This is a genomic window from Cryobacterium sp. TmT2-59 (assembly GCF_004403545.1).
GTDB classification, from domain to species: domain Bacteria; phylum Actinomycetota; class Actinomycetes; order Actinomycetales; family Microbacteriaceae; genus Cryobacterium; species Cryobacterium shii.
In genome coordinates, this window is record NZ_SOGM01000032.1 from 1 (window position 1) to 11,428 (window position 11,428).

At 56.8% G+C, this 11,428-nt stretch carries 10 protein-coding genes; 7 read left to right on the forward strand and 3 right to left on the reverse strand.

The genetic code is table 11. From position 1 onward, the window contains the following. Positions 1-347: 347 nt before the first annotated feature. Both E3T24_RS05650 and E3T24_RS05655 read right to left on the reverse strand, forming a co-directional pair. Complete coding sequence (locus E3T24_RS05650) at positions 348-1,157, reverse strand: DUF5677 domain-containing protein (protein WP_134434397.1); 810 nt, start codon at positions 1,155-1,157, stop codon at positions 348-350. A 303-nt stretch (positions 1,158-1,460) separates the two neighbouring features. Further along, positions 1,461-1,997 (reverse strand): hypothetical protein, encoded by a 537-nt coding sequence (locus E3T24_RS05655; protein WP_134434398.1) that lies wholly within the window; start codon positions 1,995-1,997, stop codon positions 1,461-1,463. A gap of 337 nt (positions 1,998-2,334) precedes the next feature. On the opposite strand from E3T24_RS05655, the gene E3T24_RS05665 reads away from it, so the two are divergent. The 6 genes from E3T24_RS05665 to E3T24_RS05690 all read left to right on the forward strand — a co-directional run bounded on the left by E3T24_RS05665 (position 2,335) and on the right by E3T24_RS05690 (position 9,074). Further along, positions 2,335-2,658: a hypothetical protein gene (locus E3T24_RS05665; RefSeq protein WP_134434399.1), complete on the forward strand. Its 324-nt coding sequence runs from the start codon at positions 2,335-2,337 to the stop codon at positions 2,656-2,658. A 97-nt stretch (positions 2,659-2,755) separates the two neighbouring features. Further along, on the forward strand, positions 2,756-4,114 hold the full coding sequence (locus E3T24_RS05670; protein ID WP_134434400.1) for an SAM-dependent methyltransferase: 1,359 nt from the start codon (positions 2,756-2,758) through the stop codon (positions 4,112-4,114). Beyond that, complete coding sequence (locus E3T24_RS05675; RefSeq protein ID WP_166789170.1) at positions 4,111-5,448, forward strand: DNA methyltransferase; 1,338 nt, start codon at positions 4,111-4,113, stop codon at positions 5,446-5,448. Before E3T24_RS05670 ends, E3T24_RS05675 begins: the two co-directional genes overlap by 4 nt. Continuing rightward, positions 5,448-6,623, forward strand: a complete 1,176-nt coding sequence (locus E3T24_RS05680) for a hypothetical protein (RefSeq protein ID WP_134434402.1) — start codon at positions 5,448-5,450, stop codon at positions 6,621-6,623. Before E3T24_RS05675 ends, E3T24_RS05680 begins: the two co-directional genes overlap by 1 nt. Then, the gene (locus E3T24_RS05685) at positions 6,616-7,809 is read left to right on the forward strand and encodes an AAA family ATPase (RefSeq protein ID WP_134434403.1); all 1,194 of its coding nucleotides are present in this window, start codon (positions 6,616-6,618) and stop codon (positions 7,807-7,809) included. Before E3T24_RS05680 ends, E3T24_RS05685 begins: the two co-directional genes overlap by 8 nt. Next, entirely contained in the window at positions 7,806-9,074 is a 1,269-nt protein-coding gene (locus E3T24_RS05690) for a hypothetical protein (RefSeq protein WP_134434404.1), read from the forward strand. The genes E3T24_RS05685 and E3T24_RS05690 overlap by 4 nt, the downstream gene beginning before the upstream one ends. A gap of 104 nt (positions 9,075-9,178) precedes the next feature. Here the strand turns inward: E3T24_RS05690 and E3T24_RS05695 are convergent, their stop codons facing one another. After that, positions 9,179-9,799: a hypothetical protein gene (locus E3T24_RS05695; RefSeq protein WP_134434405.1), complete on the reverse strand. Its 621-nt coding sequence runs from the start codon at positions 9,797-9,799 to the stop codon at positions 9,179-9,181. Positions 9,800-9,967: 168 nt separating this feature from the next. Here E3T24_RS05695 and istA point away from each other — a divergent pair. Then, positions 9,968-11,428: IS21 family transposase (gene istA, locus E3T24_RS05700; RefSeq protein ID WP_241978630.1), on the forward strand; the 1,461-nt coding region annotated here is incomplete at its 3' end.

Consider the following 11,428-nt stretch of genomic DNA (forward strand, 5'->3'; position numbering starts at 1 on the left):
ACCCCCGACGCGGCCTGGATCAACAAGCCAGCCGACGCACAAGAAGAAGAGCCGAAACTAGCCGCCTAAACTCACGCTGGCCTCATTCACCTTGACAAATTCCGGACGCGCATGTACCCGACGAGCATTGCGGAGACCCCTGTCACTTATACGTTCGATTACGTGACAACACGATCGTAACCTCAACGCATGCAGAAATATGTCACATAACCAGTCATCTATTCTGCGTGTCGCAAATCATGCAGCAACACAACAATGTGACAGGCGCCCAGTCTCTTCTCATTGAGGCCCGGTCTGCGAATACGCGTCAGTCCGTCAAATAGGTGCGCCGAGAAGCTCTGCCGCGATCAGGGCGTAGCGACCTCGTCGGTAACTAGCCTGAAATCTAGTGTGATTCCCAGGCGCTTTGCAGCCCGCTCAACCTGAGTCTTATGGCGTCCCTTGCCATCGATCTCATTGCACACCTTCAACGATGCGATCAACATGCATACGGCCGTTCCCAGCCAGGCTTCATGATGGTCGAGTTTCGCGGACGGGTCGAATTCGATTCCAGTAGGGCTCTCCGCGGACTCTTTGAGATAGAAGTCCCCCACCCCCAACCCCGCATGACTAAACGAACTCATAACCCGCCAGGTGACGTAAGTACCTAGACCGTCGACGATTTGCCTACACCGCTGCTCGAAGGATTTACCGGCCGGCAGGGAGTCGTCCGCGAAGCCCTCAAGGTCTCGGTTGATGCCATCGATGTCCGATTGGTCATAGCCCTTGGTTTCCAGCTCCAAGATATTTGCGAGGGCCGCCTTCCGCTGGCGAAGTCCCTCATGCAGCACGGCTCTCGTCGCTTGCGGCGAGAGGTGAAGCCAGATCGAGGTCATAGTGTTCTCCACCATCAAGCGCACGAGAGGAACAGCGATTATCAATCGATTCTGCTGCGAGAGATCCAAGACGCTGCGCATCAGTTCAATAACGTGCTGTGTATAACTCCAGACCATTGGACCGGCGGCGGCCGCGTATTCGCTTTTCATGATGAACGGCTTCTCGCGGTCGCGGTCCCACATGTCAATCAGCTTTCGAGCGGAGGCCCGCAACTCCGCGAGGTCATGGAACTTATCGTGGACCGCAGTCGCGTTGTAGGTCTCTTCCCCACCACCGTTCATGCCCCTGCCTCTCATTGCATACCTAGCTCAGTATCGCGGTCACCGAATTTGAACAAACGCTGGTTTGATCCAACGTACTCACGCGGAGATACCCGACAGTTTGACCCGGCACTGCTCACCGTCCCTATGGCGTCAGGGCAACTCTAAGAGCCAGGCCCGCAACCGTCAGTAAATGCTCGATGGCTCCTCAACTCGACATGAGATTTTAGGAGCTGCGCCGAGAAGGGGTTACGTCTGTTTGGGGTACACCCCAAACCGACACCTCACGATCTCTGTGCGGGTATTCAAGTCCGGCGTCGCCGTTTAGGGAATCGTCTTGACAAACTTCTTCTGCGCAGAACCGTCCGCCGGCGTCCAGATCACCCAGATCGTTCGACTCGTCGGCGAGCTGAGGCGTCGAATGAAGGTAAAGAAAATACTTTCACCGCGCGGCACGTCGGCAGTCTCTTCCACGTCGGGCTTTATCCATTGCTCGTTGAAGCCGTCAGGAGTGCCAATAGAGACGTGCATGACGTCGTATCCTGTCTTGTTCGTTGCCTTCCATCGCTGATCGATGCTCGGGTCTGTGAGAGCTTCAAGGGCCCATTCCTCTCGATGCGTAGCCGCCGATTCGAGGAGCGCGGTCTGCTTTTCCAAAGTGTCTGCAGTTCGTCCGTGATGTCGCACGGCGACCTCGGCTGCTGAGGCTGATCGAGTAGCGGCGTCGAGGGCGGTGCGCTCGTGCGCGGAAGCCTCGTCTCTGGCCTGACGAGCGTCGTTGACCGAGCGCAAGGCGATAACAGCGGCTATCACCGTTGCAACAAGGATCCCAAAATTTACGATCATCGAAGCGAGTTCCATATTGAGCACTGTATTGGCCGCGGCGCCGCAGCGTGTGCGGACAGGACCTGAACCCGTGACCAACGGATTATGAGTCCGCTGCTTCACCACTCATCCGGCCATCTCGAGCAATCAAGGCGCGATCAAAAACTGCTATGGCGGTGTTTCGGCGGCTTTTGATTTCGGCCACGGGTTTTGACCCCTCGACCGATGGACGTCGCACCCGGATCCTCCGACTTCGCACTCGAGCTCAAGGAGCGGCTCAGAAACCATCGTTTCCGATCGGTCTGCAGGTCAAGTCCAGATTCTCAAACGCGCTGCCCTCCTCGGCGAGCATTCGTTGGGGAAGAATGAGCACATGGACCATTTGCTTCCGCTTTTCGAAAGTGACGACAACTCATCAGGAGAACCACAAGCGATGTCGACAGTGATGATGTCAATTTCACAGAGAGATGCGCTGAAAAAGGCATTCGAGCAGCTCGGCGTCACTGATGCGCGAGGGCAGTTTGCGATTGTGGAGGAGCTCACGGGACAGCGCATTGCATCCGTAGGTGATCTTGAGGGGCCCCACGCTCAAACTCTCATTTACAAGCTTGCAGATCGGATAGATTCAGCTGGTCGCAAGAACACCGGAAACGCCTGGGGTGATCGAGAAGAAGACACGTGGATCGACAAGCTCTGAACTCAGACCCCACCTAGCGACGAAGATTTCATTATTCTGCTGACGCGCCCTGCCCGCAACCGCGGGTCGGGCAGGTCACTGATGGTTGAATGAACACATGACCTTTTTGCTTGCTCCTCCGGTGGCCACGCCGTCAATAACCAGACAGCGACTACTGCTCGAACGCATCGATGCGGGTCAGACTCTTTCATTTCGTCCAGAGCTCTCGGCCATGGTGCATTGGCGAGGAAATCAAGACCTCCCAATCCACCGTTGGTATAAGTATCGCGAAGGCTACTCACCTGCTCTCATCGATGCACTCCAACTCGGCGCGCGTATTTTGGACCCGTTCGCGGGAAGCGGCTCAATCATGGTCGGCGCCGCGGAACTTGGGCTCAGGTCAACCGGCATCGATGTCAACCCACTGGCAACGTTCGTGACCTCGGTCAAGCTCACTCCTCTTGACAGTGATCAGCTGAATCAAGCATCGGGTTTCGCCGATCTGATGTTGAGCATTTCGAGCGTTTCAGAAGCTTGGCCTCAGCCCGCACTCACAATCTCCGAGAACATGTTCGAGCCGGACATTAACTTGGTAATGATGCAGATACGTGCGCGAATCGAAGAGTTCGCTGACGATACCGTGTTTTACAACTTCCTTCTGCTCGCTTGGATTGCGGTGCTCGAGACTGTCGGAAGTTACTTCAAAGAGGGCAATGGGATCAAGTACCGCAAGAAGAAGCGTGCTAAAAACTCGTACGAAGACCACGTCGATGGAGAGTGGCAGCTCAAGCGATTTGGTCGCGATCAACGATCTTTTGCTATTTCTACTTACGTGAATCATCTACGGATGATGGTCGACGATGGTCGTGCTTGCTGGGGAGCTCAGGAGTGGGAACAACAGCAGGTCCTAACAGGTAGCGCGAATCAGATTATGCCAACGCTGGCTGAAGAATCATTCGACTCCGTCGTCTTCTCACCTCCCTATGCAAACCGCTTCGACTACTTCGAATCCCTGAAGGTAGAGCTCTGGTACGGAGGCTTCGTGAAGTCGTATGAAGACTTGAACACACTCCGGAAAAGTTCAATGCGTTCCCACCTGGGGGCCGACCTGAAACAGGTCACAGCTGTAATCCCTGATCTGGAGGACCTGATCGAGTCGATGGATGCCGACTCCTACGCTGTGAAAATGCGCGTTCCCGCCCTCCTTCGTGGCTATTTCGACGACATTCGCTCGGTGCTGTCGGAGTCGAAACGGGTCACTGTCAAGGGTGGCCGTACATACGTTGTCGTAGGAAACTCCGCGTATGCAGGAGTCATCATCCCAACTGATTCGCTTGTGGCACAGGTAGGCAGAGACATCGGTTTCGCAAACGCAAAAGTGCACGTTGTTCGTTCGCTAACTGTCGCTCCTCAGCAGCGAGCGAAACTGAATGGCCTCGAGAACTTCATGCGCGAAAGCGTTGTTGAACTTTGGTGAGCACCGGGACCGCGCAGTTCGAGCAAGTTGCTTCATTTGAACCCCCAACTGTCCTTACATCGAACTCGCTGGTATCACTGAGCCTGAGTAACCGGACGAATACGCTGACTCATGGTTTGCATAGATTCCCGGCAAAGTTCATTCCTCAGGTTCCTAGGTGGGCATTGGACGCTTATTCCTCCGAGGGATCAATTGTCCTGGATCCGTTTGCAGGATCCGGCACGACAAATGTAGAGGCATCGGCAAGGGGACTTCGCTCTGTCGCGTTAGACATAAATCCGTTGTCACGGTTGATCATCAGCGCGAAGACCACACCCCTCGATTGTGAAGAAGCTGAGGCGATTTCCAAACGAATTCGCATTTTGTGGCGGCCCAAGGTGGGATTCCTCGAATCTCCGATTGCCGGCGTAGCGAATTTTGAGCATTGGTTTATCGAGGGCTCGTGGCGTGAGCTGGCCGGACTCAAAGACGCGGTACTCAAGTCCACGAACGACGATGAATACCGAACTTTTTTCCTAGCCGTTTTCAGCTCAATCCTCCGGGCCGTATCCAACGCAGATGATCAGTCACAGAAGACTTACGTATCGGGCACCCGCCCGAAAATTGCGCCACCAGTGGCAGCCACTTGGGATAACGCAATTGTGAAGGCACTGGCCGGGTTGTCCTCATTCGTGCAAACGAGCGGATCGCTCCCTCTCTCTACGGTGCCAGCCGATGGAAACGCACTTGTAATAAATTGGGCAGACGAATCCTTCGATCTTGCAGTGACAAGTCCGCCATACCTTGATTCCGTGGACTATCCATATAATTTGATGCTCGAACACTTCTGGTTGGCGGAAGAACTTGGCCTCGCCTCTCGTCGGGACTTTAACAACTTGCGCCACGGCCAGGTGGGAGCGAAGTCACCGATTTCCGTCGCGGAGCTGCCACCATTCATCGCGCAACTCCTTGATTCTGATGAGCTTCCTGAATACCGACGAGAAGCGGTGCTGAGTTACTTCCACCTAATGAATGAGCACTTTGCCGAGATGAAGCGAGTACTCCGCAATGGTTCTCGGTACGTCTTTGTCATAGGAAACAGCTCTACGAAGATCGGACCGTTGGCCGTTCACAAAGCGCTCGTAAAACTGGCGGAACTGCATGGCTTTGGCTTGGAACATGCTTTTGGATATCGACTTCGGAGGCACTACATGAAATTCCCGCGTGCAGGTCGCGGGGGCATCATCTTGGTCGATTGGGTACTAACTCTGAGGAAAGGCCTGACAAACGGAATGGATGTTCAAGATCTCGTCGATTCGCACATCGATGCCGATCCAGCGGGGGTCGCTCACTAGTGACCACGTTCTGGCGAGTCGCGAGTCTTGGATATCCAAATCCATTTGGTGACAACAACGCGCGGCGTTCGTGGGCCATCTTCCTTTCCTTCACACAGCACAACTCATATCGGGCCGTTAAGGACTATTGGTCTTCGGCAGCCGTTACAAAACAGATCAGCCCGCACTCCGTCGAGACTCGCAAATCGTCTCTCGAAGAGTTTGGTCTCTTATACGTATTATCGGGCTCAGATGCGATCGTGATCACACCCGGTGGCAGGCAGCTGCTTGCTGCTGCGGAGGCACTCAATCAAAAGCAATTCGCGTGGGTAGGCATTAACCTGCTCATGCGATTCCCGCTTCAGGGCCCACCTCGTTCCAGGGTCTCGTCAAATGTTGCAAGCGACTTTCCGATCTACGGTTTTCTCTACACGGCCTTATGCGAATTGGATAATTTCGTATGGTTTGAGGAGCTGATACGCGTCCTCGGCCTGGTTACCGACATCGACTCGGCACAGAAGGCCATCGATGAAGTCCGTAAATTACGGACCGGCGAACGCACCTTCAAGACGTACCCCACGATGCCTGATTTGAGGGGCGTGTACTACAACTCAATGAATCAAGTCGTGAATCACATCGGGCTTGCCGGTCTGACTCTTGCGTCAACTCAAGGCGGGTCCCCCTATATTGGTGACCTCAACCGGCGGGAGACACTGCTCTCAAGTTTCAGTGAAATCGTGCGTTTAGCCATTGGGCAGCGTGGCAACGATCAGCCAGAGGATGATTGCGTTGTAACCGATCAGTTCATCAGCCGGATGCCAGTCCTCCCCCTGATTAACGATGAGCAAGACTATTTCGCGTATCTAGGTGCTGGAGTTCCCGATTTGGATACTTCACGAGCAATTATCGAAGAAGCCCTGCCGCAAGTACTGTTTGGACAAGAAAACGTCAACGTTCTAACAGAAGGGGTGCACTACAGCGTGTCGTCTGACTCCATCTTCGGAGAGGTTTCTACTCTCTGCCGCGTGGCTCGTGGTCAACGTCTTATTTTGAGCCATGACCTGGGCTGGACGTACAAGGTGAAGGATAAGCGCAGAGTCGCCGGGGGAAGGGTCGCCATTGATTTGGTCCGATCGAAGGAAATCGTGAACAGCCAGAGTCTGCAAGCCCATTTCGTAGTGAACAACAATGGTTGATCTCACAGACAGCGGACTCGTCGATGACGGCGCTATTCCTCCTGATACGTTCTTCGACGCCATCGATCGAACAGGCGAAGTCGCCAAACATCGACTGCAAATTCCTCCGGATCTTATGGTTCGCCTCGAGCTCGAGGCAGAAGATTTACTTATCCCACGAGAGACCCTTATCGGCGCAGCGGCGGGGTTAATTTCAGGGAATATCATCCTTCAAGGCCCTCCTGGGACAGGGAAGAGTTCCCTCGCCTCTGCACTCGCGAGGGCATTCGGCGCAAAAATTGCCCAGGCCACAGCCCGGGAAGACTGGACAACATTCGATGTGATCGGTGGGCAAGAGATCGTCGTTAATTCGGAAGGTGCGGAACGCCTGACGCCTGCTCATGGGGCGTTCACTGCGGCAGTAATTGACTGCGCAGGATCCGTCTCGCAAAATTTGGATGACGCAGATCTGAACCCGTATCAAGCGACTTGGCTAATCATCGATGAGCTCAATCGCGCGAACATGGACCGTGCATTTGGAGAACTTTTCACCGTTCTAGGAACCGACGAATTGGTCCCGTTCAAGCTAAAATACATAGGTGGTTCATCCCCGGAACTGACAACGTCCCGGCGCTTCAGAATCATTGGCACAATGAACTCGATCGACAAACAATTCGTTAACTCACTAAGTCTCGCTATTCGTCGGCGCTTCAACTTCATTACAGTCGACGTCCCACCGCAAAGAAATAGCGGAGAAGATTGGAATCAACCTTCAACGGAGGATTCTTCCCTCGCCGTATTTGAATTCGACCGCATTGTTGAAAAAGCATCCCGCAGTCTAAACGCATCACAGATACCTGACGGGTTGGCAGAACTCATTCGTCCTCCGCTCGCACGACTGTTGCTTGAGGTCGAGAAGGTTCGATACGCCACTGAAAGCAGCCCGTTCCCGTTCCTGCCTATCGGAACAGCGCCGCTAATCGATGTCGCGCAGCTCGCGCTCGTCCGTCACTCGATGTCCGTTGATTCCGATTTGGAAACCTCGTTTGATTGGGCGTGCTCAGTCAAATTGGCGCCTCTGTTCGAGACAGATTTGGAAAGCCCCGAAAAACTTAGAGCCTTTGCGGACAGCTCACGAATCGCGTTCCCTCAATTCGCTCGTGAGCTTTCGAGAATCGAAGCCTCGGGCCTTTACTTTGTTCCGTGATAGATGCGACTCTGAAGGCGCTCCTCTTGGAGCAGTGCCTTCCGATTCTCATTACAAAGGCCTCTGCGCTTGAAGTTTCGATCAATCGAATGTCCGTTCCCGCTGTTTCCCTTACCGGTGATGAGCAGCTTCATAGATTTCACCAAGAGTTTGTTCACCGCCGACTTCTAGCGGAGATGCCCGAACTATTCGCGATTCTGCAGGAGATAAGCCACCAGCCTTCTTGGCACAATAAGCTTGAGCGTCGGCGAGACCTTGTGCTCATAGGGCGCCTTGATGTGCCGGCCTACATTCGGGAGCGCAAGCTACGCTTCGATCGGCCTCGGACGTTTCCGATCGTCGATCATCAACGCCACTTTGATACGCCCGAAAACCGATTGGCAGCGGGCACGTTGCGCCAAATTCGCGCGCTGCTCGCGAACGAAGTATTTCCCGCGAAAAGCGCCGAATCCATCGTGGCCCGCGGATATTTCAGACAGCTGTCGCGACTTTCTTCTGCTCATGCGTTCGCCTCCAACACGTACAGTTCAATCTCACGAAAGGACCTTGCGCTCACCCGCTTCCGGGTCAACCGCCGCCTGACGGGGAACGATAGACCTTATCGACGTCTGTTGAATTGGATTGAACACTGGTTATCTCTTACCGGTTTGGCTGAAGAAGTTGATGGTGATCGCGCGGTCGACCTCGCGCTGCCAGAAAGTGAGGCGTACTGGGAAAAGGTCTTTGAGGTTTGGTGCCTTGAGCAGACACGAACCAGCATGAATCGCTTGGGCTGGACAACGGACAGTGACTTTCGAATCCACGCTTCTCAATCGAATAAACCGATTGCTACCTTCCGGTTGGGGAGTAGGACCGTCGAAGCCTATTTCCAGATGCAAAAGCCACTAGGCAAAGGACGATGGCTGAGTACAGTTACGCTCACTCCATTGGCCGGAATCCCAGATATTGTCCTCACCACAGCGGGATCAGCTCCCTTGCTTATTGATGCAAAATGGCGGTTTAGAACCCTAAAGCAAGGAACATCCGAAGAGCAATACAAGATGCTTGGTTACGCCGAAAACTTCGCTCATAATCATCCCGGTGATGCCTTCTATGGGCTCCTGGTCTTTCCCTCCGACGTCATGCACACTCAATCGTTTTTTCGTGCAGAGACCGGACGCCTAACCACAATGCGCACCGACCTACTGTCAAAATCGTTTCCGCAGCTATTCGACGATGAAATATGCCACTGGTTTGGACCTATGCCTACCCCAGGATCTGCTTAGAAACAAGGAAATTTCGGCCGCCAAGAGCTCAAAGATGCCGAGGACGCGGTCTTCGCGTGTTGCTAGTCGTTCTGCTCTAGGGGGTGCGGGGCCGGTTCTGACGATTAGGTTGCTGGGCGGTCCGCGCGGCTGCGCTGTTTGCGCGCTTCCGTTCGCAGTTCGGCGAGCTCATCACGTAGTTGGGTGAGCTGTTGGTCCTGCGTGGTGCGGAGATCACTCACTCGTTGCTCGCCGTGAGTTCGCTCGCGCTCGACGTCCGTCCGGGCCGCCTCGCGTTCCACGATGACAGTGGCAAGGTTCCCGCGCAGCGAGCTGGCTTCCTCCCGGATCTCATCGTGGGCGGCGCGTGACAGTTCGAGCTGGTCCCGAACTTTCGCGAGGTCGGACTCGGCGCGCTGCGACCGGGCTGCTTCGTCGTCGGCGCGGGCGGCCGCACCTCGAGCACGTTCCTCCGCTTCGGCCCTTGTGACAGAAGCGGCTTCGGTCCGCGCGTTGGCGTCGTCGCGCTCGTGCTCGGTCTCCCCCAGTCGCGTGCGCACGGTCGCCAGCTGCTCACGCAGCCGGGTCAACTCCGCCTGTGCGTTCAGATTCTGGGCCTCGGCCGCGGAGCGGGCAGCGGTCAGCTCGGCCGTCACCTGGTCGAGAGTGTGTGTCCGGTCGCCCAACTCTTCCTGGGTGACGGCGAGGGTGGCCTGCTGTGTTAGCGGCCATGCCAAACTGCCCATAGGCGGCCACGGAACTGCCCGCTGACGGCCAGTAGAACTGCCCGTTGGTGGCCATGAGATCTGCCCACTTCTTGTTCTGAACCCTGCTGCTTAAGCGGCGGGAGCCTCTCCCTGGGGTTTGATTGCGGTGTCTAAGACGCATCAAAGTCGCCCAGGAAGAGGCCCTGAATGAAGCATGACGGAGAAATCATGGAAATACTTGCTGCCTACGATCTGACCAGATCGTTGCGCGCCACAGCCGAGCTCACCGGCTGCTCGCACCACACCGTTGCCCGCCACGTCGAGGCCCGCGATGCGGGCAAGCCGATCGCGGAGCCGGCGTATCGGGGCCGGGTCACGGACCCGTTCCTGCCCAAGATTGAGGAATGGGTCGAGGCGTCTAAGGGCAAGATCCGCGCCGACCGGGCCCACGACAAGCTCCTCGCCCTCGGTTACACGGGGTCTGAGCGTTCGACCCGGCGGGCGGTATCGCAGGTCCGGACGGCCTACCGGTTTGGTCGGGTCCGGGTGCACCGGCCCTGGATCACGGAGCCGGGGATGTGGTTGCAGTATGACTTCGGCGATGGCCCCGTCATCAACGGCCGCAAAACGGTGTTGTTCGTCGCCTGGCTGGCCTGGTCGAGGTTCCGGGTCGTGATCGCCCTCCGGGATCGGACGGCCCCGACCGTGTTCGCTGCCCTTGATCGCACGCTCCGCATTCTTGGAGGAGCTCCGACCTATGTCCTCACGGACAACGAGAAAACGGTCACCGTTTCCCACATCGCCGGCGTCCCGGTGCGCAACCAGCAGACCGTGGACTTCGCCCGCCACTACGGCATCACCGTGTTGACCTGCCAGCCGGCGGACCCGGCGACGAAGGGCGGATCGGAGTCCTCAGTCAAGGTCGCCAAGGCCGACATCGTGCCCCGGGACACCAACCTGCGCCCGGAATACGCGTCGTTCGCGGAGGTTGAAGCGGCCTGTGAGGCGTTCATGGACGAGGTCAACAACCGTGAGCACCGGGTCACGCGGCGCAAGCCCGCCGCGATGCTCGAGGAGGAACAGCCGCGGCTGCACCGGATCCCCGACACCGCCCACACCGTCTCCTTCGGCCTCTCACGGAGCGTCCCGGACAACACCCCGATGGTGACGTTCGAGAACGGCCAGTACTCGGTTCCCGCGCATCTGCTCGGCGCGCGGGTCTTCGTCCGCAGCCACGGGGTCGGCGAGGGCGAGCAGGTCATCGTCGTGCACCACGGCGCCGACGGGCCCGTCGAGGTTGCCCGGCACCCGCGGGCTCGGCCGGGCAGCCCGTCGATCGATGACGCGCACTTCCCCGACCACCGCGAGAGAGTCCCGGGCGACTACGCGGTCAAGGCCCGCAGCGCTGCGGAGGCGGAGTTCCTGCGCATTGGCGCGGGCGCGAAGGCGTGGTTGCTTGAGGCCGCGGCGGCGGGCACGACGCGGATGAACGTGAAGATGGCCGACGCGGTTGCGTTGGCCAAGATCAGCGGCCTGACCGCAGTCGACGAGGCCCTGGACGAGGCGGCAACCTATGGCCGCTTCGCGACCGGCGACCTCGCCTCGATCCTCGGCTCGAACAGCTCCCGAACCCTGACCCATCGCGCTGACGAGGGGCAGTCGCTCGCG